Genomic DNA, 25,890 nt, shown 5'->3' with positions numbered 1-25,890 from the left:
GGTTCCGGCAACTAATCGGTTGCCGGAGCCTGCCAAGGTCATCTCCATGAGCGGCAGCGGCGGTCGACTGGAGTCCTACATAGATCTGCTGACCAAGGCTTCCCAGAAGACGGGGAAGGTGCGGGACAATATCGAGCGAATCATCGACACGCTCGAATCCAGCACCGCGAGCCGGGGGGCGCCGTGGGGTGACGATTCGCTCGGCAACGGGTTCGCCGGCGGCGACCAGGGGTATATCGCCAGCCGCAAGAACATGCTCGAAGGCGGCGGCAATATGGCCGGCACCTTCGGCAATTTCTCGAAGGGCCAGTCGGATTCCGCCGCGAAGTTGCAGCGGATGGAAGACGGCAACCGCGAAACCTTCGAGTGATGCCGTCATGACCAACGAGCGCGCGAAGGCCGACCTCTCCGCGATCCTGGACGATTTCCGGGATCAGATGAGCACCATCACCAAGTTGCAGCGGGAGCGGGCCGCGTTGACGGCGTCCGCGACCGTGCGGGGCAAGCGGGTCACGGTGACCGTGAACGCCGACGGCACGGTCATCGAGACCCGATTCGGTTCCGGCATCGAGGATCTCGACTATCACGAGATCGCCAAGGCGGTCACCGAGGCGGCGCAGCAGGCATCCGCGGAGGTGGCGCGGCGCAGCCAGGAGCTGATGGAGCCGGTCTCACGCAACCGTAATCGCCTGCCCAAGTTGACCGATCTGGTTCCCGGCATGCCGGACCTGAGCCGCGAGCTGGTCGCGCCGGAGCTGCCGGTGGTCTCGACCGCGCCGCCGAACTCGCCGGAACGCGCTGCCGCGCATCCGAAGCCGGACGAGCAGACGCCGGGTGGGCGGACAACGGCAACCGATTCCGGATGGTGAGCCACCGCTGCCGGGTGGTTAATCGCACATGATCGAACTGCCCTCCGAACTCGAATGGCTGGGCGTCCTCGCGGGCATGGAGTGGCCCCACGGCAACGAGGACGAGATGTGGAATCTCGCCCAGGACTGGCGGACCGCCGGTGAGGCGCTGCGCCAGCAGCTCTCGGCCATCGACGAGGCCAAGTACGCGACCCTCGCCGCCTATGTGGACGGTGAGGGCCGCGAGCCCATGCTGGCGTTGTTCGACCAGTTGGCGGGGCGCGGCGGCAAACAGGAGGGCAGCACCTCCATCCTCGATCTGGCCGGGTACTTCGAGCAGCTCGGCGAGTCCGCGTACGAGACGGGCACCGAGATCGAGTACGCGAAGCTCATGTTCTATTCGTCGCTGGTGCTTTTCGCGGCGGAGATGATCGCGGCGTGGGTCTGGCCGCCGATGGGACCGGCGCTGGAGGCCATCGCGACGGCGACCACCCGCATCGTGGTGCGGATCATCGGTGAGCGTGCGCTGGCGGCGATCCTGCGGGCCGCGGCCAAAGCGGGCCTGACCGCCTTCGTGAAGTTCGCGCTCCGGCATTTCGTGATGGATACCGCGCTGGGTACGTTGCAGGACTACGGGATTCAGCAGTACCAGGTCGACAAGGGGCATCGTAAGTCGGTCGACTGGGGACAGGTCGGCGTCACCGCCATCAGCTCGGCCGCCGGCGGCGCGGTCGCGGGCCCGCTGGGCGGAAGAATCAGCAAGGGCCTGGCCAACCGCGGCATCGACGGCGCCATGAACTCCGCCATCACCAGCGTCGGAGCCGGACTGGTCGGCGCCGGGGCCGGACTCGTGGGCAGCGCCGGCGCCCAATTCGGTCTCGATGCCTACCGCAACGGCTGGGGCCAAGCCTGGGAGAACCTGAAGAACACGCCCCTCGACTATCGGATGTTCACCGCCGGCGCGCTCAACGGCCTCGGCTCCGGTCTGAATCACCATGGCGCGCACAGCTTCTGGGAACCGCGCGTAACGCGTATGCGAGCGGGCATCCCCACCATGCCCAATATCGGCTCCCTCCCGCCCGGCATGGTCGGCGACAGCGGAACTCAGCCCGGCAACAACGGTGCGGGCGGATCCCGGACCGGAACCAACGGCTCCGCGCCCGTCAGCGAAAGCCCGCGCACCAACGCGGCGGGGTCCGGCGGCGCAGGCGACTCCTCCGGCTCCGGGGCCCGCCCCGCCGGGGACGGCAGCACCGCGCGCCCGGAATCCGGTGCCGACCATCGCGGCGGCGGAGCCTACGCGACCGGCGACAACCGTCCCGGAACCCGCGGCGGGGAGGACTCCTCCGCCCTCGGCGGTGCCGACGGCTCCAGCCACGCCCCCACCTCGGGTTCCTCCGGCTCCCACGACGGCGGATCCGCATCCGCAGCGACAGGCCCCGCCGCATCGAACGGAAGCCCCTCCAGCGCAGCGGTTCCCGTCGCATCGAGTCCCGCTCCCACCTCGGGCGGGGTCGCCGCAGGCTCGACCGGTTCCGCGCCGAGCGGATCCAGCGGTGGTTCCGGCTCAGCGGCCGGTTCGCACGGTGGATCGGGCGCTTCCGGCGGTGGGGCATCGTCCAGTGCGAGTAGCGGATCGGGAGCTTCCGGCGGTGGCTCATCGTCCAGCGCGAGTAGCGGATCAGGCGCTTCCGGCGGCGGGGCATCGTCCAGCGCGAGTGGCGGATCGGGTGGTTCCGGCGGTGGCTCATCGTCAGGTGGGTCGTCCGGTGGTTCGAGCACCGGATCCACGTCCGGCGCAGGTGCGAGCCCATCGACCAGCCCGGCCGCAGCCGCGTCCGGTGGTGCGGGTGCCACCGGTCCCTCCGGCGCCGGTTCTGCCGCAAGCACTCCCGGCGGTACCCCCGGAGCGGGAGCTCCCGGAACCACCCCGGCCGCGGCAGGTGCAGCCTCTCCTTCGGGCGCGTCCACCGCAGGCCCCTCCGCAGCGGCTTCTCAGCAACACGGCGTAAACGCGGCCCCGAATTCCGCCTCGACCCCGGGCCAATCGGGCACGACCACGGCGAACACCCCCGAAGCGCGATCGCATGAAACACGCGCTACCGCAGCATCTTCCAACACGGATCCACGTGCTTCCGCCTCCCGCCCCGGCGATGCGCCCTCCTCCCGCCCGGATGGCGCTCGTCCGCAGCCCGGTTCGGATACTCCGCGCACCGGTGCGTCGCCCAGTCGTAATGAGGACCTCTCGTCGCGGCCGGACGGCGCGTCGCCTGGCCTGGACGAAACTTCTTCGCGGAGTGAGGAATCACGCACTGATGGGGATCGTGCCGGTGCGTCGCCCAGTCGTGATGGGGACCTCTCGTCGCGGCCGGACGGCGCATCGCCTGGGCCGGACGAAACTCCCTCGCGGAGTGAGGATTCGGGCACCGGCGGGGATCGCTCCGGCGATCGGCCCGATCCGGCTTCCGGTCAGGATCGCGACGGGTCGACAGACAATGCCCCTCGGCGCGACGTGGATTCGGAATTTACTCGGGAGCCTGATGAGGCGTCGCGTGCCGACGAATCAGGGCGGCGTGAGGCGGATTCGGGGTCCGAGGAACGCGCGGAGCGTGCACAGCGGCCGGAGAATTCCGGTCGGTCGGAGGCCGAGTCGCGGGCCGACGGAACGCGTGGTCGTGAAGAAGCGGGAGCTCCGCATACGGATGAATCCGCGCGTCGTGGTGAAAGTCCTTCGGATGCAGAGGGTCTTCCACATGGTGAGCGCGAGAACTCCCCGTCTCGGGACGGCTCGCCGGCCGATGGGTCGGCGGTTCGGCCGGAAGGCGACCGCACGCCCGAACGCGCGGAGGGGGAGTCCAGTCGCGATCGGGGTGACGAGTCCCCGGTGGCGGACCCTGATCAGAGCGGCACCCGACCGCGCGATGAGGAGCAGCCGAATCGAGACGACTCGTTCGGGTCGAAGCCGGAGGACTCCGGTGCGCGGGATGAGCCACTGGTACGGCGTGTGGGTGACGAGACTCCGTCTGCCGATGGCGCTCCGCGAATCGACGAATCAGCGGAGAGCGGTCGGCCGCAGCACGAAGAGGGCGAGGCGGGCCGGCCGGAACTTGCTGCACAGGACGATAATTCGCATCCCAGGCGCTCTGGAGCTGAAGAGAGCTCGCGGACGCGTCCGGCTGGGGAAGATAGCGACGACTCGACGCCGCCACGAGCGGAGGCTGATCCGGATGCCCGGCGGACCCGAGATGACCACTCTGCCCCGGAGCCGGATGCGGCCCTGCTGGTCGGTCCGCCCCTCGGTGACGGTCCGCACCCGCGCGGCGAGACAGGCGAGCGGCGGGACGGCTCCCGCCGCGCCGACGAATCCTCACGACCTGGCGACGGCACCCGCCGCGCATCCGGCGATGACACCCGCCCCGCGCCCAGCGACGACGCCCGCCCCACACCTGGCGACGACAACCGTCCCACGCCCGGCGACGACACCCGACCGCAATCGAACACCCTCCGACGCCCGGACCTGGCGGACACCGGTGACGGCAGTACCCCACACCCCGGCACCCTGGACGAGCCGGAAACCACCCGGCGGCAACCGGATTCGGAACCGGCGGGCGACCCCCTGCGCGGTCGCTGCGGCGAACTCGCCCTGCGCCTGCTCCGCGCCATCACCGGCAACGATTCGATCCGCATCCCCGAACACCCGGTCGGCCCCGAAGGCATGTCCGCCGAGGAACTGGTCGGCAGCGCCGGCGGCCGAATGCGCGAATTCGCCGACCACGACGCCATCGCGCAACGCCTGGAGGAGCTGGGCCCGGGCGCGGCCGCCCTCGTCGTCGACCGCTACGCCGGTGAAGTCGACGAACACGGCGTGGGCGCCCACGCCTACCTGCTGGTCAACGAGGGTGGCGACATCGTCGTCAAGGACTTGGCGGCGGGTCCCGACCACGGCTACCCGCCCGTCGTCCCCCGCGAAACCCGCGGCACCCACGCCATCCTCTTCAAACCCGACGGTCAAGCCGTAGACCCGCTCAAACCCGAAGTCCGCCACACCCTCCTGCGCATGGCCGGGGTGGAAGAGGCCCGCGACCGCACCCCGACCCCGGGCCAAGACGAAGACGAGGAGTCCACCCCCGACGACCTACCCCCTTCGAGCGACCACACAGACGACCACACCCCGCCCGCGGCCGACGACGCCGATGACCGTGTGTCCGGTGGCGACGACGCCGATGACCGTGTGTCCGGTGGCGACGACGCCGATGACCGTGTGTCCGGTGGCGACGACGCCGATGACCGTGTGTCCGGTGGCGACGACGCCGATGACCGTGTGTCCGGTGGCGACGACGCCGATGACCGTGTGTCCGGTGGCGACGACGCCGACGATCGCGTGCCCGGTGACGCTGGCGCCCAGCGGAAACCCACCCTCGGTGAGGAGGACGCCAACACTCCGGAAATCGACGACTCACAGTCCCCGACGCGGCGTGGCGATGAGGAATCTCCGCAGACGCCGGTCGCGGACGACGAGTTCCGGCGGACCAGGGGGGAGCGGCGGCCGGAAGACGAGTTGCGGCTTGCTGCTTCCGAACCCGCGCCGCCGGAGCGGAGTGCTGTCGAGCCGGCCGGCGCGGATACGCCGCAGCCGAAGGATGCTCCGGAGACCACGGATCAGGCGGATGATTCCACCCCGCCGGACGCCGCGCCGGAGCAGGGCGACTGGTCACCGCGGCCGGATGACGCTTGGGCCCCGCTCGATCGGGACGGGATTGTCGATCGGCTCGTGGATCGGTGGGGGTTCCGGGAGATCAACGGGTTCGACCGGGTCGCCGATGTCGAGGTGCTGCGCGAGTTCGCTCGTGCGGTGGACGACGTGATGGCGGAGCACAGCGGGTTGATGGATGTGCGGGTGCTCGAGGTCGGGCCGACCGTGCACCAGAACGCGTATGCGGAGGCCACGCCGGGGACCGATGCGAACGGGCGGCATTACACCGAGAAGATCGTGCTCAGCGAGGCATGGGCGAACGACCCGGAGACGTTCCGGCAGGCCACCATGGGCGACGAGGCGGTGAACTTCCATGTCCCGAATTCCGGTGCGCGCCCGATCCATTCGGTGATCGTGCACGAGCTCGGTCATGCGGTGGACTTCAGCGGTCAGATGCGGGCCCGCGACGACATCGACGACGCGCTGCTGAACCGCTACAAGCAGCTGTACGGCGAAAACCCGGTGCTCGCCGAGTACGACGCCTGGATCCAGCGGATGTCGGATTACAGCTTCGAGGAGGGCACGCCGTGGATCGATGCCCCGGAAGCGCTCGCCGAAGCCTTCGCCGATGTCCTGCTCAACGGCGACAACGCCAGCGAGCCGGCGCGTGCGCTCTACGAGCTGCTGACCTCGACAGCACTGGACGAGCAGGGCCCGGGCGCGACCCCCGACCACACGACTCCGGAAGCGCACGCACCCCCGAAGAACGCTGGACCACAACCGGATATCGCAGCGGCGCGCCCCCGCGCCTCGGAGCCGGAGGGTCCCGAGTTCTTCGACGGCAGCGACTGGACCCACGACGCCTCGTCGCACCGCGCGGAGAGTGACGGCCCGGAGTTCTTCGACGGTGCGGACTGGAAGTCCGAAACCCCGGAAGCTGGACCGCCGCAACCGGATTGGTCGCCGCGACCGGACGACTCGTGGTCGCACCTGGATGCCGACGGCGTCGTCGACCGTTTGAAGGCCGAGTTCGGCTTCCAGGATGTGCTCGGATTCGATTCCGCGCGAATCGATCCCGAGGTGATGCGCGAATTCGCCCGCGCGGTGGAGGATGTGCTCGCCGACCACGGCGCCCATATCGATCGCGGCATTCTCGAGATCGGCGAGACCGTGAACCGCGGCGCGTACGCGGAGGCGGTCCCGGCCTACGACGCGAACGGCCGCCTGATCACCCAGCGGATCGTGCTCAGTGCGGAGTGGGCCGCGAACCCACAAGGCTTCCACGCCAGTACACAGAGCGACGAGCACGCGCATTTCTTCGTACCGAATTCCGGTCTGCGCCCGATCTATTCGACGATCGTGCACGAGCTCGGCCACGCGGTGGACTTCACCGGCCAGTTCCGCGCGCGCGGCGATATCGAGGTCGAGCTGAGCCGGTACTTCGCGGAGGCGAACCCGGGTGAGGACCGCACGCTGCTCGAGTACCTCACGTGGGTGTCGGACGGCATGTCCAACTACAGTTTCCGCGGCGACGGCAGCATCAATCGGCCGGAAGCCCTGGCGGAGGCGTTCGCCGATGTACTGCTGAACGGTGAACACGCGAGTCGACCGTCCCGGGTGCTCTACGACCTGATGACGGCGCGGGCGACGGAGGCGCGCGCCGAGCTCGCGGAACCGGGCGGCCACGACAGCACACCTTCGCAGGACGACGGCGAGCACCCGCCCGGGGAACGCAATTCGATGCTGACTCCTCCGGAACCGGCCGAACCCTGGGATGCTCCCGATCCGCGCCTGCCGGTCGACGAATGGTCGGCCATGGACCGCGACACGGTCGCCGCGGAACTCCGGTCGCGCTGGAATGTCGAGGTCGGCGGCTTCGACCTCCGGTACTCCACCGATGTCCTGCGCGAATACGCCCGCGCCGTCGACGATGTGTTCACCCGGTTCCCGCATCTCGCGGACACCGTCACCCGCTTCGAGATCGAGTCGCTGCTCGATCACCCCACCTCGCTGGCGGTGGCCGAGAGCAGCCCCGACGCCCATGGGCACTGGCGCACCGACCGGATCGTGCTCAACGGTCTGTGGGCAGGCGACCCCGCCGGGATGGCCGGCCAGGCGCATCAGGACGAAGCACGCGGCTATCACGTGCCGGGTTCGGCGGAACGGCCGGTGTATTCGGCGATCGTGCACGAGCTCGGTCACGCACTCGATACGGCCGGCCAGCGCCAATCCCGGGACGGGACTCTCGAAGCGCTGGCCGACCGATTCGCCGAACTGCACGGTTCCCGCGACGAGAACGAAGTCGCCGACTGGATCGGCGAACTGACCGGCTACAGCTTCGAGAACGGCCGTCTGGATGTTCCCGAAGCCCTGGCGGAAGCCTTCGCCGACGTCATGCTCAACGGCGACAACGCCAGCGCCCCCGCGAAGGTCCTCTACGACCGGCTCGTCGCACACGCCGATCCCGCCGCCGATCATCCAGGCCCGCGACCGCACCCCGATTCGCCCTCGGAGCCGCCCGTCCGCGAGCACTCCCGGCCCTCGGAACCCGAACCGGGAGAACCCGACCCGTCACGATCGACCCCGGAACAGCGCTCCGAACCAGTCGACCCGGCCACTCACCCCGACCCGGCTTCCACCGGCGACGGCCAACCCCCGCACGAACCCCCGCCCGCCCCCGGCAACCCCGAACCCACCGGCGGCGACAGCGAATGGCTCCGCCGCCAGCGAGCCATCCAAGCCGACTGGAACGCGCAAATGCGCGACCGCCACGCCCAATTCCTCTGGGAGATAGCCGAACTCCAGCCCGAAGGCACCCCCGCCCGCCGCATGGCCGAGTTCGAAGCCGAATCCGCCGAAATCCTCGCCCACATGGAATGGCAACTCGCCGACTTCCGCTGGGAGGGCCTCGGCGGCCGCCCCGACCCCAGCCCCCCAGTACACGATCCGGACGCCACCACCGTGCCGGTGCAACATCCTGCGCAGGGTGAAAACGCCGTGCCCGTTCATGATCCGAACGCCGACACGGTGCCGCTGAACCGGGATCCGCAAAATGGCGGCGGCCCGGTGCACGACCCGGACGCCGATACGGTTCCGGTCAGTCGGGAGCCCCAGCCGGAATCTGCTGCGCCGGTGCACGACCCGAACGCGAGGACGGTGGAGCTCCCCGTGGTGCACCCGGAAGCGGGTGCGCAGGCGGTGGTGGTGGACGAGGGGGCGGGTACGCCCGAGCCTGGTCCGGCGCAGCCCGCGCTCGCTTCGGACGCGTTGTTCGCGGTGGCCAATTTCCTGCGGGTGGCCGATGTTTCGGGTGCGGGGCAGCCGACTCCGGAAATGCGGGCCCATGCTCGTGCGCTGTCGGATGCGCTCGGCCTCGATCCGGTACTCCGGCGTCACCCCGATCCGCTGGTCGCCCTGCGCGAGGTCGCCGAGATCGCCCGTGCTCGAGGTGCTTTCGGCGATCCCGAGCAGAACCGCGCGCCGCGCGCCATGAACTCCGAGGAGCTGCGTCCGCTCACAGCCGCGGAACGCTATGGCACCGAGGAGTTCTGGCGCACCGAAGTTCCCCCGGAACAGCTGCACGCCATCGACGCCGAGCATCGCGCCCTCGGCCTCGACGAGCGATTGACCCGCGCCGAACTGGAGGAGCAGCGCAGGCGCGCCGAGGAGTCCACCCGCGAACTGCCCGCCCCGCCACACGAGCCCGATATCGCGCCTGATGAGCAGCGGCACGAAAGCGAAAGCGCTCCCGGTGAACAGCGGAGCGAACCGCATGCCGTCGGTGCGGAGGAGCGACGCGAACCCGGCTCGGATACAGGTGGGCAGCGGCACGAAGGCGAATCGAAGACTCCGCGGCGGGGGATGGAGCCGTGGGCGGAGCCGGATTCCCGTGCGGCGCGGGAGGAACGGCGCGTTCTGGGGTTGGACCAGCTGCGGCAGGAGATCGCGGACCGGCTCGGGTTGCGGCCGGAGGAACTCACGCGTGACCGGTTGCCGGAGATCGCGGGCGAGCTGCAATACCGGAATGTGCTGCGCGCCGGTGCGGTTGAGGCCCTGGCGGCGGCGATCGCCCATCACGACCAGGCCGGTGATCCCGATGCGCGGGCGCGCGCGGCGCGTGATCGCGACGACTGGGCCCGGTTGCTCGGCGTCGATCCGGAGCTGGTGCGACCCGGAGCCGACCACGACACGGTGTTGAACGATCTGCGCGCCGAAACCGTCCGGCGCGCAGGCGATATCACCGATCTCGTCGCCGCCGCCTTCCACGATCCGGATCCAGCCACGGGCCATCGCCTGGTGCTGGAGGCCGACGGGCAGCGCGTGCACGTGCGCGTCACCACCGACTCCGACGGTCATCCGCACGCGGAAATGGTGCGCCGCCCCGATCTGCCGTCCCCGGCCCGCCCCGAAACCGAGCGGCCCCAGCCGGGCCGGTTGCGGCGCGCCCTGCGCAAGATCCTCGAAGGCTTCCGGCCCTTCACCCCGAAATACCCGTCTGGTTCGGGCAAGGACAAGGAAGGCCAGGTCGAGCTGACCCACCTGTTCGGCGATGTCGCCCACATCGACGTGCTGGCCGAGATCGGCGACGACTGGAATCCGGTCCGCATCTTGAAGGAGGTCGCGGGCATCCTCCAGGTCCGCGAGCGAATGCCGGTGCTGCGCTTGCTGACCGGCCGCATCGCCGACATCTCGCCCGACGCCCTGCCCATGCGCACTCGCGACGGCGGCGAATATCAGCCCTGGTACACCGAGGCCGACCCGCGACTGCGCGCCGAGGTCGAGGATTCCATGCGCGTCGGCGGCTTCATGACCGAGGCCGACTATGCCGCACTGCCCAAGCCGGAACCGGAGCCCGAGGCCCCGCAGTCGGAGGAACCGCCCGCCCCTCGTTTCGGCCCCGACGTCCCCGAATCGGTGGTCGACGCCATCGCGACCCGCGATGCCGCCCTGGACGAACTGGTGCGCTTGGCCAACCGCGACGGCATCCAGCTCGCCGACGGCAATCCGGAGACCCTGCGCCGCGCGGTGAACGAGCAGATCTATCGCCTGATGCGCCGAGCCGGCGGTATCGAAGCCCTGCGCGATGCCGCCCAGCGCTACAACGACGAGGACGCGCGAGTCCCGTTCCGCCCGGTCGCCATCAACGACAAGAATCCGCTGGGCCGTTTCGCGCGTGCCGCTTTCGAGGTCGAGCAGGGCGAGATCCAGCAGCGCAAGGCCGACCGCCGCCGTGAATTGGACGGCGCCGCACCGGATGACCCGGACCTGGCTTACCGCCCCCGCGATCCACGCCCCACCGCAATGGATTTCGAGGGCGTCAACAACGGCGGCGAATCCGCACGCCACTTCGACGATATGGGCGGCGACGCCCCGGAATACCTGGACGGCAAGTTCTTCGAGGATGCGCTGCGCCGCGACCAGATCCTCGAGGAGCGCTCCAACTGGGCGCAGCTGCTCGATGTGGATCTCGCCGATCTGCGGCCGGACGATCTCGCGCACACCATCGGCGACCTGCGGATGGAGGTGCGCGACAGCGCCGACCGGCTCTCCGAATTCTCCGCTGCCGTCGACGAATTCCTGCGCGCGCAGGACGAGGCGCAGGCCCGCACCGACGACTTCAACGAGATCACGTCGCGGCGCTGGCTGGAGGAGAACGGCGGCGTCCCGGTCGAACCCGGTATCGGTGTGCGGCCTGGCGACCACCCCGGAGATCCCAATCACCTGGTGGTGATTCGCGGCGATGTCGACCACGATCAGGCGCTCGCCGACACCCTGGCCCGCCGCCCGGATCTGGCCGATTTGGTGAACAGCGGTGCGCTGCGCGTGGATTACCGCGTCATGGCGGTGCAGCCGGATGGGATCGCCGTGGTCGCGGTCGACTCCCCGCACGCGCGCCTGGAACGACCGGTGCTCGACGGCCGGGAGACGCCGCTGCTCATGCTGCGCAATGGGGAGGAACCGTGGCGAGTGGTGGCCGCGCATCCGGAAACCACAGTGCCGCAACCGGAATCGCCGCCGAACACGGAACCCGCCGCACCGCGCGACCCGGATGTAGTGCGCGCCGAACGCAACGAGGCCGCGGCGCGGCTCTCGGCCTATCTGATGGATCTGGGCCCCGACCGGCTCGCTGACACCATCGCCGCCCTGCGTCAGGACAATGCCCTGCGCGCCGCGCAGATCGAGGGCATGGCGGACTTCATCCGCAGCAGCGACGCCATCGACAACTTCCACGATCTGGACCGGGTGCTCCAGAACCTCGCGCACCGGCTCGGCCTCGACCCGCACACCCTGACTCCGGAAGCCCTCGCCACCGCCATGGCCGACCCGGCCGTGCGGGTGGCGCGGCGCGCGCAAGCCGTCGGCGACCTGCTCGACTACGCGAAACTGCTGCGCGACAACGTCAGCAGCGACACCGTGCTGCGGGCCCGCGACCAGCTCGCCGAGCGGCTCGGGGTGCGGCCGGAGGAGCTGTACGCGCACAAGCACGTCAAGGATCGCGACGATCCGGCCGAACTCATCGCCTACGAGCCGGATCCGAAGAGCACCGACCCGAAGGCCGTACTCGACGCGATCAACAACCTGCTGTACCGCTCGCAGGAACGCCCCGAACTCATTGCCGCACTGGCGGAGTACGCCGCGACCCTGTCCGGGCTGGACCCGTTCCGCGAGGGGCTGCGCCTCGAGATGGACCGGGATCCGCGGGTCGCCGACGGCGAACTGCCCATCCACGACGGCAACGCGCCGGAGATCCTGCGGGCCCTGCGCACCGAGTTCGTCGGCGAGCCACCGATCGCCCCGGATCTGTCGCAATCCAGCAATGTGTGGTCGCGCCTGCTGGGCATCGACCTGGAGGATATCGGCCGGTCCGCCGAGATCTATCGTGATCAGGCCAAGGGCCTGCACGATCGGATGACGCCGGCGCAGTTCGAGCAGGTCTTGCGGACCATGCGCGCGAGCGATCCGGCCACCGCCTACACCGAGTACCGGGACGGGCGCGAACCCGGTCAGCGCGCGTTCAGCCCCGAGCAGCTGGCCGAGATCGTCGACCGGGTACGCAACAAGCGCTACTCCGACATCTACGACGTCTACCGCGACGGCAAGATCGAGAAGCATGAGCGGTTGAAGGTCAAGGACCTGGCGGCGGTCATCGATACCTTGCGGGAGGAGGTCGCGGCGCGGGCCCGCGATATCGACGCGCTGGAACGGCTTGCGGGCGAACACAATCGGCTCACCACGCCGCCGGAGCCGCAAGCGCCGCCGCGTAGCCGCGAACAGCTGCTCACCGATCTGGCGGCCGCACGGCACGAGTTCGAGCTGGCACGGGACGGCCGGGACTACGCGGTCGGCCGGATGTACCTGGAGCACAACCGGGCCATCGCGGACGGCGACCTCACCCCCGAGCGGCTGCCCGGCACCGCCGACTATCTGGAGACCCGCAATGCGCGCGAGGCGGGCACGCTGCCGGGTAATGAACAGCGCATTCAGGATCTGCGGGACGCGGCGGCCGAGTACACGCGGGCACAGCAGCGGGTGGCGGAATTGGATGCCGCATTGCGCGCCGACCTGGCGGCCGCCGCCGGGTCGGACGAGACGCCCGTGGATGTGATGCGCCGCGAAGTCGAAAGCGCGCGAGCCGATCTCGAAGCCCTGCTGGCCGCGGAGCCCGGACGCTGGCCCGGCGATGTGGATCGCGTCATCGCCGCCGTCGACCGGATGACCGCCATGCCGTTGGATCAAGGCGAGGTATGGACACCCGAACTGGTCCCGGTCCGCGATGCCGTCCACCGGCTGCGGCTCGCCGAGGAGTTCCTGTCCAGATTCTCCGACGAAGACCTGGCGATCACCCGCGACAACGAACCGGCGCACGTCCGCCTGGAACGCGAAATCCACTACGCGCGAGAAGATCTCGCCCTGCTCGAAGCCGCCCGCGACGCCGCCGCGACCGGCTTGCCGGTCACCCCGGACCAGCTGACCCGCGACGGAATCGCCGCCATCCGCGAGGAGATCGGCGACCCCTACCGTCCGCGCCTGTCACCCACCGACCGCGGCCGCCTCGACCTGGCAACGGCCGCCGAACGCTACCTCGATGCCCAGGATCGCCTGGCCCGCCTGGAAACCGATCAGCGTCAGCTCACCGACCTCGCCGCCGCACAGTCCGACACCCCCGCGACCGTCGCCGATCGCGTGCTCACCGCCGCCCACGACGCCCTGGACGCGGCCCTGACCGAGCTGCACGACCGCACCGGCATCCGCCTGACCGAATCCGACTTCACCCCGGAAAACTACGGCGACACCCTCCTGGACCTGTCGAACCGCCTGATCCCCGACCCGTCGGAAGCCCCGACCCTGCGGCTGGATCCGGTCGACCCGTCGGAAGCCCCGACGCTGCGCCTCGACCCCGTAGACCCCTCCGAAGCACCCACCGTCCGCCTCGCCCCCGACGGCAAGCCGCTGGACCTGACCCTCCCGCACGAGCCCACCGTGGTGGCGACGCCGACCGTCCGGGTGCCCGACGGCTCGGACGCGCCCACCGTCGAACTCGACAACGGCCGACCCGCCCAACTCCTCCGCAATCTCCGCGACGCCGCCGAAAACCTGCACCGCGCGGCAGAATTCGCCTCCTGGGTCGGCGAACACCTGACCGGCGATTCGGAGAACCCGGCCACCGGCGATTCCGATCCCGGCGACCCCACGGGTGGAAAACCCACCGGCCCAACCGAACCCAAGCATCCCGGTTCACCCACCGGCACGACCCTCCCGATCGGCGATCAATCGGCCACGAGTGGCTCGCAACCACACCAGCAGTCCGGATCGACCGATGATCAAGCCGCGGGGTCGCGACAGCAGTCCGAGTCCACCACCCGATCCGGCGACGACCCGAATGCCGAGTCCGGTGCGCAGCAACAGCATTCGCAGACGAACGAATCGGCCGAACACGGCGGCTGGACCCGTCTCGGTCCGCCGGACATCCACGTGCCCGCAGACTCGGCTGCCGCCCAGCGCATCAGCGACCTCGCCGGCCAGGCGCATACTGCCCGCCAGTCGATGGACGCGGCCCGTACCCGCCTGCAAGAACTGGCCCGCCATGTCGGCATCGACCCCACCGGCCTCGATATCGCCGACCTCCAGCAGCTCTACAAGCCCGCCCACGCCGCGGAACTGCAACGCCTCAACGACTTGATCGCCCGAACGGACGTCCCCCCGGAGGAAATGGTCCAGCATTTCCGCGACAAGAAAGCCGCCCAAGCCGCCTACCCCGAACTCCTCCGCGAGGGCATCGAAGCCGAACGCGAACACCGCAAGTTCCTCCAGGCCGACCGCCTCGCCGAACAATCCGCCGCCGAGGCCACCGCCCTGGCCACCGCCTCGATCCTCGACGCCGCCACCGACCAGATCCACCGCCCAGGCGTCGGCATCACCACCGACCCTCGGGCCGTCCACGTCGTAACCCCTCACCCAGACCCCACCGGCTACCTCCGCCCCGGCGAAGCCGAATCCCTGTCCGCTCAAGGCATCCCGGTCCACTACCGCCAGGTCGAAGTGACCCCCGACGGCACAATCCTGGTCCATACGTTGATCCCGCCCTCCGGCCCGGCCACACCGGCCGTCGCCACACCCCCGCAATCACCGGGTGGCCCGGGCGCACAGCCGCCACACGGCCCAGCTACACCGCACTCCACACCAGAGGAGCCCAACCCCTCCGAGCAGCCGACCGGTCGAAATGCGTCGGAGCGCGAGGAGACATCCACACCGGCGGCCGGCGGCGCTGGGAAGCCGCCGAGCGACGGTGGCCCGAAAACCCCGCTGTCCTCCGAACCGGATGATCCGGACGGCTCCGGGCAGCGCGGCCCGGGCGAACCCGAAAAGCCCTCCGGCACACCCGGTGGTGCTGAAGCGCCGCTGCCGGTGGCTTCGGAGCCGGAGATCGGGGATCGCGCTGTGGTGGAACCGGATTCGGGGGAACGGGTTCCCTATTCGGGGGATGGGGATCCGTTGCCGGAGGCTTTGCGGCCGGTGCGGGACTTCGTCGCGGAGCTGGAGCCGCAGGCGGGGGTAGCGCGAAGCGCGGAGGAGCAGGCGCGGGCACAGCGGCTGTTGGAAGCGCTCGGACTGGGGGAGGCGTTCGCGCGCCATCCCGATCCGATGGGGGTGGTGCAAGAGATAGCTGAGATGGCCCGGGCACGTGGACATTTCGGCGATCCGGAGACCGGCGAGCCGGCGCGGCCGATGCGCGAGGCCGCGGATTTCGCTCCGCTCACCGCCGAGGAACGATATGGGCAGGAGGAGTACTGGCGGACCGAAGCCGACCCGGACCAGGTTCGGGCGATGGAAGCCGAACTGGAGCGGCTGGGCATCGCCGATCGGCTGGCTCGTGCCGGGGAGCTGGAGGACGCCGCTCGCCGCGCCGCGGGCGCTGAACCGCACGAGGTGAACACGTCCCGGCAGCGGGACGATCAGGCGGCGGACCGGCCGCGCGCCATGGGACTCGAGGAGTTGCGGGAGCGGCTGGCCGATCGGATCGGGTTGTCCGAGGCGGATCGGTCCCCGGAGCGGGTTGCCGAGGTCGGTGGGCGGCGGCAGTTCGAGAATCTGTTGCGGGCCGGGGCGATCGAGGCGATGGCGGATGCGGCCGCGCGACATGATGCGGCCGCCGATCCCGAGCATCGGGCGCAGCATGCCGCGGTACGGGATGATTGGGCGCGGTTGCTCGGGGTGGAGCCGGAGCGGTTGACCGCCGCACATCGCGACGCCACGTTGGCTGAGCTGCGTGCCGAGAATGTGCGCAGTGCGGAGGATGTCGCGGATCTGCTGGCGTCGGATCGGCGCGATCCGCACACCGCGGATCATCGCGTGGTGCTGGAAGCCGATGGGGAGCGCGTCCATGTGCGCCTCACCGAAGACGCGGACGGCACCTGGCGCGCCGAGGCGGTCGATCGGCCGGATGCGGCGCGTCCGGCTCCCCGCACCGAACCGGAAGCGCCGCGGGCTTCGCTGGCCGCGCGCCTGTGGCAGGCATTCAAATCCGGATTCACCGGTCACACGCCGAAGTACCCGTCCGGCTCGGGCAATGACAGCAAAGGCCAGACCGCACTGGTGCACGGTCTCGGCGAGCTGCTGCACGACCCGGATCTGACCGATCTGAAGGACAAGTTCAACCCGGCGCGCATCCTCAAGGAGACCGCCACCCTGTGGAAGGCCCGCGAGCGCCTGCCGTTGGTCAAATTCCTCACTCGCCGGGTGGCCGACCCGGCTTCGCCCGCGGTCCCCATGCACACCCGCGACGGCGACGAATACCAGCCGTGGCGTTCGGAGGTCGCGCCGCACCGCTTGGCCGCCATCGATGCCGAGCTGCGGCGCGCCGGACTCGCCGAGCACGACGGCACCGCCGACACCCCGGAACCGGCTGCCGCCCAACCGGATTCGACGCCTCGCCAGCTGCCCGCCGATAACGCCGAAGCCGGTGCGCCGGACCGCACCCTGGCCGCGGAACCGGTCGTGCGGGGCGACGTCGCAGACTCCGCCCTGCCTCCGGAGGTGACGAATGCGCTCGCGGACCGCGAACACGCACTCCGGGAACTGCTGGAAGTAGCCCGCCGCCAGGGCCTTTCGATCCCGGACGCGGACCCGGAAACCCTGAGCCGCCTGGTCGACGAGCAGGCGTACCTGAACCTGCGCCGCGCCGGCGTCATCGAGGCCCTCCAGCTGGCATCGCAGCGCTACAACGAGGAACACGCCCTCATCCCGTACAGCGATGAGGTCAGTTTCTTCGACAACGACCCGCTGGGCCGCTTCCTCAAGGAGGTGGCGCGCGCCCAGGGCGATCCCACCACCATCCTCGATTGGGAGGGCGTCAACAACGGCGGCGAACCCGGCCGCGACTGGGGGGATCTCAGCTACACCGACCAACCCGGCCGTGACGACGGCCTGAAAGCGTTCCTGGAGAACGCCCTACGCCGCGACCAGATCCGCGACGAGCGCTCCGGCTGGGCGCAGATGCTCGGCATCGGCCTCGAGGAACTGACCCCCGAACGACTCGCGCACACCCTGTCCGAACTGCGCATGAGCGTCCGCGATGGTTCCGACGACGTCGCCGAGTTCCGGCAGGCGGTCGACGACTACCTGCGCGCGGACGACGAAGCGCACTCGCGCGCCCACGATTTCACGCTCGGCCTGGGCCGCGACTGGATCCTCGCGCACGGCGGCACGATGATCGAGCCCGGCGTCGGCATCCGTCCGGGTGAAAACCCCGGCGATGCACCGCATCTGGTCGTGATCGACGGACAGCCCGGTCACTACGACACCCTCGCCCGCACCTTGGCGGCCCATCCGGAGCTCGGTGAACGCCTGAATTCCGATGCCCTGCACCTGGATCTACGTCTGGTAGAGGTAGACGAGCACGGCAACCCGCTCATCCACGAGCTGGAAACCCCGCGGGTCCGCCAGATCGACGAGATCGTGGACGGCCGCCGCCTCACCGCCACCCTGCTCAGCGACGACGGCGAACGCTGGCGAGTGCTCCAGGATCCGGGCACACCCCCGCCGTCCGAAATCGACGCGCTCACCGCCGACCTCGCCGACCGCACCCCCGACGACCTGCGCACCGCCCGGGACGAACTGGCCGACCGCCTCGCCGTCTACCGGATGGACCTCTCCCCGGAACAGCTCGCCGGCACCATCGCCCAGCTCCGGCACGAGAACGCCCTCCAGGCCGCGCAGATCGAGGGCATGACGGATTTCATCCGCACCAGTGATGCCATCGACAACTTCCACGACCTGGACCGCCTGCGCAATCGCCTGGCCAACCAGCTCGGCGTGGACCCGGGCGAGCTGACCCCGCAACGGGTGGCCGAGGTGCTCAGCGATCCGTCGGTGCCCAAGGTGCGCCGCCTGGACCAGCTGAAAGCCTTGGCCGACTACGCCAATCAACTCGGCGGCCTGGACAAGAAGGTCACCGACGCCGCCCGGAACCTGCTGGCGCAACGCCTGGACATCGATGCCGAGCAGCTGTACCCGCGCCGCTACGACAAGCAGCTCACCGGATACGGTCCGCAGGACAAGGGCATTTCGGGCTCGTCGATGCTCGCCGCCCTCGCCGATATCGTCCACCGTCCGGGCGAGACGGCGAACCTGCGCACGGCGCTCACCGAATACTTGAACACCCTCGGCGCGCTCGACCCGTTCACCGACGGCCTGCGCTACGACCCCGCCACCGATCCCCGTGCGGTGGATGGCGAACTGGCCGTGCACGATCCGTCCGGCCCCGCCTTCCTGCGGGGTTTCGCCGCCGCCGACGAGCTGATCGGCGCTGCTCACAGCATCGACGATCCCGCGCATTCGGCGGGCGTCTGGTCGCGGCTGCTGGGCCTGGACCTCAGCGATGCCACCCCCGAACAGTGGGCCGACATCTACGAGAAGTACCGCGACGGCAAGATCGAGAAGCACGAGACGCTCACCCCCGATCAGCTGGCGGCCGAGGTCACCCGGATGCGCGAGGAGGTGCTGAACCGGGCCGCGGATATCGAGGCGCTGGCGCGTATCGCCGAGGCATACAACCGGCAGTCGGCTCCCGAGCCCGCCCCGCCGGCCGATCCGCGCAGCGCCGCACGCGAACTCGATTCGGCCCGTGCGGATCTCGTGACCGCCCGCACGCGCGCGGACATCGCTCTGGCCAATCTGCCGGTCGCCCCGGAACGTCCCGCACCGGGCACCGGCGCCGAACCGAGCCGCCCGATCACGCACAGTGATCTCAGCCCGCGCCGCCTGCCCGGCACCCTCGAGCATCTGGCGAATCTGCCGATGGCCGAGGGGCTCGTCTCCTCCCAGCAGGACCGCCTGGATGCGCTGCGCACCGCCGCCGAAGGCTTGCACGCCGCCGAAAACCGGTCCCGGGCAGCCGAATCCGGCTTCGAAGCCGCACTTCTCGCCGACGCCCGCCCGGACGAAGCCCCCCTCGATACCCTGCGTCGCGGCCGCGAAGAAGCCACCGCCGCGCTCGATGCGGCGATGCGCGGCCTACCGGTCGACCACACCGAACTCACCCCCGAACGCCTGCGCGAAACGATCGACGAATTGTCCACGCGCGCACTGCCGATCGATCAGCAACAGCCCTGGCACGACCGCGTCGAGCAACTCCGAGAAGCCGCCACCCGCACCCATCTCGTGGACGAACTCATCGCCCGCCACGAGGCCGACCAGGCCGGGGTCGATCGACGCCTCCCGCGTGAATCCCCGCCTCGGAATCCGGAAGACCCGGGGCCCGACGACGTGGGCCCGGCACCCGTCGATCCGAACGATCCGAAGAACCCGGACTCGGGCCCCACGTCGGCTCCTGCCCCCGGCGAGGATTCGGGCGACGCCGGTGCCAACCGGCATACTCCGACCGAAAACGCTGGGGCGGAACCGAATACGGTGCCGCTGCCGGAGGCGGAACCACCGGCGGTCGATACCGGAGATCCGCTGCCGGAGCAGCTGCGCTCCATACGCGAGTTCGTCCGGAACCTGCTGCCCGAGGCCGGGGTGCCGCGTAGCCCTGAGGAACTGGCGTACGCCCACCGGCTGGTGGAGGCGCTCGGCCTGACCGACGCCATGGTCCGCCACACCGACCCGATCTCGGTATTGCGTGAGGTCGCGGAGATCGCCAGGGCACGTGGGCATTTCGGTGACCCCGACCTCGGTGAACGCGCCACCCCCATGCGGCATCCCGCCGATTTCGAGCCGTTGAGCGTGCGGGAGCGATACGGCGAAGAGGAGTTCTGGCGGACCGAGGCCGATCCGGAACAGGTTCGGGCCATGGAGGCCGAACTGGAGGCGCTCGGACTCACCGACCGGATGGCGGCCGCCGCCATCGAGGAGGCGGGCAGGTCTGCGCTCGAAGGCGGTCCGAACGGCACCGACCCGACGCCTCCGCAGCACCCGGGCGCGAGTTCGCCCACCCGAACGCATTCGGAGACAGGCGCACTCGAACATCCCGGTACTCCGAATCGCGCGGAAGGCGATGAACCCGGGCGGCCGGGCGACCCCGCACCGCGGGCCCGCGGGCTCGATGACATCCGGCGGGCGTTGGCGGAGCGGCTAGGCCTGCCCGAATCCGATCCCTCGCCGCGGCGGGTGGCCGAGGAGGCGGGGCAGCGGCAACTGGAGCACCTGCTGCGCGCCGGTGCGATCGAGGCGATGGCCGAGGCCGCCGTACGGCACGACGCCGAATCCGATGCCGAGCTCGCGGCCCAGCACGCCGCGGTGCGCGACGAATGGGCACGCTTGCTCGAGGTGGACCCGGAGCGGTTGACGGCCGAGCACCGCGACTCCACGCTCGCCAAGCTGCGCGGTGAAACACTGCACGGCGCAGCGGATGTCGCGGATCTACTGGCCTTGGACCGCCGCGACCCGAACACCCCCGAGCATCGCGCCGTCATCGACACCGACGGCGACCGCCTGCACATCCGCCTCACCGAGGGCCCCGACGGTGTCTGGCGCGCGGACCTGACCACCCGCCCGGAACCCGCCGCTCCTGTCCCGCCCGCGAAACCCGAAAAACCGCGCGGCTCGCTGGTGCAGCGCCTGTGGGCGGCCCTGCGCGACGGCTTCACCGGCCACACCCCGAAGTACCCGTCCGGCTCGACCATCGACAGCAAGAACATGTCGATGATGGTCTGGCAGGCCGGTTTCGTCTTCGACCTCGACAATTTCACCCACATCGGCGACAAGTTCAATCCGCCGCGCATCCTCAAGGAACTGGCCACGCTGTGGCAGAGCCGGGAACGCCTGCCCGGCTTCCGGGCCCTGACCCGCCGCGTGCGTGAGGGCATGAGCGAGGACATCGCCATGCTCACCCCCGACGGGGACGAGTATGCGCCGTGGCGTTCGGAGGTCGACCCGCACACGCTCGCCGCGGCGGATGCCGACCTGCGGTTCGCGGGCCTGGCGGAAAGGAACGGCGTGCCGCCCGAAGGGGCTGGGGCACAGCCGGATCCGGCGCAGCATGTGCTCGGTCACGAGCCGGCGACCACCCCCGACCCGTCCCCCGAACCGCTGGTCGAGGGTGCCTCCGACGAACACCTGCCGCAGGAGGTCACCGCCGCCCTGGCTGCTCGGGACCGGGCGCTGAGCGAGCTGCTCGAGGCCGCCCGCCGCGCCGGTATCCGCATCTCCGACGTGGATCCGTCCGCCCTGACCGGAACGGCCGACGAACGCAACTACCTGACCATGCGCCGCGCGGCCGCCATCGAGGCGCTGGCCGACGCCGCCCAGCGCTACAACGAAGAAGACGCCCTCTTCCCCTACAGCTCCGAGGTCAGCTACTTCGACAACGATCCGCTGGGCCGCCTGGCGCGCGAAGTGGCGGTCGGCTCGGGGGAGAGCATCCACGTGCGCCGGATGCTCGAATGGCAGGGCATCAACAACGGCGGTGAACCGGGCCGCGCCTTCGGCGACCTGAGCGGTAGCGATGAACCGGGCCGCGACCAGGGTCGCAAGGAGTTCCTGGAAGGCGCGTTGCGGCGCGAGCAGATTCGCGACGAACGCTCCGGCTGGGCGCAGATCCTCGAGGTCGACCTCGCCGACCTGAGCGCCGATCGCCTGGCGCACACGCTGTCCGAACTCCGCACGGGCGTGCGCGATACGGTCGACAGCACAGCCGATTTCACCCGCGCGGTGGACGAATACGTTCGTGCCGATGCGGAAGCCCACACGCGCACAGCCGATTTCGCCGCCGGACTGGCCCGGGATTGGGTGCACGACAACGGTGGCGCGATGATCGACCGCGGCATCGCCCTGCTGCCCGGTGCGCCCGGAAGCACACCCGCACTGCTCGTCATCGACGGTCAGCTCGATCACCGCCGAATGCTGACGCGGGCGCTGGCCGCCCATCCCGAACTGGCCGCACTGGTGAATTCCGGTGCGCTGCAACCGGACTTCCGTCTGGTCGGCATGGACGACCAGGGCCGCACCCTGGTACGGGAACTGGAGACCCCGCGGGTCCGCCACGTCGACGACATCGTTGACGGCCGCCGCCTGACCGCCACCCTCTTCCAGACGGACGGCAGCTGGGAAATGCGGCAGGATCTCGACCCGCCGCGCTCCGAAATCGACCGGCTGACAGACGATCTCGGCGATCGCGGCACCGACGAGCTCCGCGCCGCGCGCGAAGAGCTGGCCGACCGGCTGTCGGTGTACCTGATGGACCTCGACCCGTCCCAGTTCGCCGGCACCATCGATGTGCTGCGCCACGAGAACGCGCTGCGAGCAGCACAGATCGAGGGCATGGCCGACTATGTCCGGACCATCGACGCACTCGACAACTTCAACGACCTCAACCGCATGCGCGGGCGGCTCGCCGAACAACTCGGCCTGGAACCCGATCAGCTGACACCGCGGCGGGTCGCCGAAGTACTCGCCGACCCCAAGGTCGCCGAGGTGCGGCGACTGGATCAGCTGAAGGCCCTCGCCGATTACGCCAAGCGGCTCAGCGCCATCGACCAGAGCGTGACCGATGCCGCGCGGGACCTGCTGGCCCAGCGGCTCGGCCTGCCCGGTGAAGACCTGTGGCCGCGCCAGTACGACAAGAAGCTCGAGTACGGCCCACAGGACAAGGGCATCTCGGGTTCGTCGATGCGTTCGGCCCTGGTCGATATCGTCTACCGGCCGGGCGAGGCGGAGCCGCTGCGCGCCGCACTCACCGAATACCTCACCACCCTGGGCGATCTCGACCCGTTCACCACCGGCCTGCGCCACGATCCGGCCGCCGACCCGCGGGTGCTCACCGGCGAGATGCGGATCTTCGACGCGGACGCTCCCGCGTTCCTGCGCGGCTTCATCGCCGCCGACCAGCTCATCGGCGAACCCCACACCTCCGACGACCCCTCCCGATCGGCCGGCGTGTGGACGCGTCTGCTGGGCGTGGACCTCACCGACGCCGACCCAGCCCGCTATGCCGAGGTGTACGAGAAGTACCGCGACGGCAAGCTGGACCCGCACGAGCGCTTGACCCCCGACCTGATCGACGCCGAGATCACCCGCATGCGCGAGGAGGTGCTGAGCCGGGCGGCCGATATCGAAGCGCTGGCCCGGATCGGCGCCGAGTACAACGACCGGCTCGCCGGTGCGCCCGAAGCCCCGCGGTCACCGGAGGGGCTGACGCCCGCGCAGCTCGAGGCCGCCGTCCTGGCCGATGCGCGCCCGGGCGAGACGCCTCTCGAAGCCATCACCCGGGCGCGAGACGAAGCCGCCGCCGATCTGGAAGCGGCCATGCGCGGCCTGCCGGTCGACCGCTCCGAACTCACCCCGGACCGGGTGCGGGAGACCATCGACGAGCTGGCCGCCCGGACTCTGCCGGTGGATCAGCAACAGGCATGGCATGACCGCATGCTGCGGTTGCGGGAGGCAGCCTTGCGGACCCACCTGGTCGACGAGGTCATCGCCCGCCACGAGGCCGCGCCGGGCGACGAGGTCCACGCCGTCGAGTCTCCGCAGGAGCCGGCGCGCCGGGAATCCGCTGCGGCCACCATCGACAACCCCCACACCGACGCCGAACTCGCCCGGGACGCCGCCCGCGAGCAGCTCCGCCGCGCCATCCGCACCCTGCACGACGTCACCGGTCTGCGCACCGACGAATCGTCCCTCACCCCGGACCTACTCGCCGACACCATGGACTATCTCCAGTCCCGGACCATCCGAATGGACCAGGGCGATCCCGGAGCCGCCTTCGAAGGTCTGCGCACTGCGGCCGAGAACCTGCACCACGCACAGGCTTTCGCCGACTTCGTGAAGCAGCACATCCCGCGGGACGGCGACGACCCGGATCCCGGTTCACCCGACGGCCTGCCGGCCGGCGACGGTCCCGGTACCCCGCCCACCACTTCTCCCGCCGAAACCCCGGCTCCCAGCGCGGACACCCCGACGGTACGGGCGAAGTCCGACGACGAAGCGCCGCCTGTGCCAGTCGAACCGTCCCAACCTGACGACGCCGCGCCCGAGGTGAACTCGCGCGAGCCGGATGCCGCTGAGCCGGAAGGGGATCGGGCCGAGACGGATGAGCCGCAGCCGGATGATCCGGATCGCCGGGACGAACCTGGGCCCAGGCGGGAGTTGCCGCAGTGGCGGCCGAATTGGCGGTCGCATCTGCCGCATTTGCCGCACGATTTCGATCCGGAGTTCCCGGAATACGTGCCGGAGCCGTCGAAACAGCCTGCGCCCTGGGCGTTGCCGCCGGAGCAAAGTCCTCCACAGCCACAGCCACAGCCACAGCCACAGCCACAGCCACAGCCACAGCCACAGCCACATGTGCCACCGGTGACTCCGCAGCCGCATGTGCCGCAGCCGTCGGTGCCATCCATGCCGTCGGTGCCGTCGATCCCATCGGTACCTTCGATTCCAGCTGTGCCGTCGCTGCCGCCGACCGGTCCGACTTGGCCAGGCGGCGACTGGCCGCCGAATGTGCCGCAGCCGCCGGTGATTGATTGGCCGAATGTTCCTGGCTGGCCGGGGTCTTCGCAGCCCGACCTTCCTGGTTCGAGTTTGCCCAGCGTGCCTTCGTTGCCCGACGGCACCAGCCCGTCGAATGGTGGTGCGGGGCATGGTGGTTCGTCGGAGACGGGGTCTCCTGCCGGTCCCGCGTCCGGGACGGGGCATCCGGCTGCGCCGCAGCCCTACACTCCGTGGGAAAAGCCGGGTGGTTCCGGTGCGGGTGCAGGCAATGGCGGAACGCCGAATGCGCATGGGCCGAACGGGTCTCAGGCTCCGGAGCCGACCGAGACGACTACGCCTGCACCGGGCGGCGACGGATCCGGCGGAAGCGGTGCGAACACCGCATCTCCCGCCGGTTCCCCGATGATGGGTTCGCCCGGCGCCCCCGGAGCCAATGGGAACGGCAATGGCGGCAACGGTTCCCGGCCCGGCAGCCGCTTCCCGCGTGCGGCCGCACCTGCCAACAGCGGCCGCCTGCTGCTGCGCTCGCACTCGGGTTTCGGGGAGTTCGCGACGCTGGATCCCGCCACCGGTGAGCTGTCGTCCGTGCCGAACAGCATGGGCGCGATGGCCGGTATCTACGACCGGTTGGACGGCGTGCCGGTCATGTTCTACCGGGATCGGCAACTGGGGCTGGTATTGCGCATCCAGGACATGGTCATTCCGGTGGACCGGTTGGGTGCGGACGCGTATTGGGAGCGCAACGGCCAGGGCCTGCATCGCCTGCTGGTGAGCGTGGCCGGTAATCCGCAGTGTGAGCTGCGGTATCGCGCACTGCCCGCGGATGCCGATCTCGGCCTGCTGATCCGCGATGTACTGGCCGATCCGGTCCGGCGCGGCAGTATTTTCGGATGAGCGCCCCGATGTGAATTCGCCGATTCTTACGAT

The 25,890-nt window shown here is 70.1% G+C and carries 3 protein-coding genes; all 3 read left to right on the top strand.

The features are described 5' to 3' along the window. The first annotated feature begins 46 nt into the window (after positions 1-46). The 3 genes from NI1_RS13090 to NI1_RS13080 are packed head-to-tail and all read left to right on the top strand — an operon-like array spanning position 47 to position 25,857. Complete coding sequence (locus tag NI1_RS13090; RefSeq protein WP_067819137.1) at positions 47-370, top strand: hypothetical protein; 324 nt, start codon at positions 47-49, stop codon at positions 368-370. 7 nt (positions 371-377) lie between these two features. Further along, positions 378-869, top strand: a complete 492-nt coding sequence (locus tag NI1_RS13085) for a YbaB/EbfC family nucleoid-associated protein (protein ID WP_067819135.1) — start codon at positions 378-380, stop codon at positions 867-869. Positions 870-897: 28 nt separating this feature from the next. Continuing rightward, positions 898-25,857, top strand: coding sequence for a WXG100-like domain-containing protein (locus NI1_RS13080; protein ID WP_067819132.1), 24,960 nt, complete (start codon positions 898-900; stop codon positions 25,855-25,857). Positions 25,858-25,890: the final 33 nt, after the last annotated feature.

Origin of the sequence: Nocardia inohanensis NBRC 100128 (assembly GCF_001612945.1) — a bacterium.
In the GTDB taxonomy this organism is placed as follows: domain Bacteria; phylum Actinomycetota; class Actinomycetes; order Mycobacteriales; family Mycobacteriaceae; genus Nocardia; species Nocardia inohanensis.
Note: the sequence above shows the minus strand (reverse complement) of the source record. Positions and strands in the feature narration are given on the sequence as shown.

Excerpts from the sequence above, each read along its gene's own strand:
- NI1_RS13090 (WP_067819137.1), top strand. The coding sequence starts at position 47 with ATGAGCGGCAGCGGCGGTCGACTGGAGTCCTACATAGATCTGCTGACC.
- NI1_RS13085 (WP_067819135.1), top strand. The coding sequence starts at position 378 with ATGACCAACGAGCGCGCGAAGGCCGACCTCTCCGCGATCCTGGACGAT.
- NI1_RS13080 (WP_067819132.1), top strand. The coding sequence starts at position 898 with ATGATCGAACTGCCCTCCGAACTCGAATGGCTGGGCGTCCTCGCGGGC.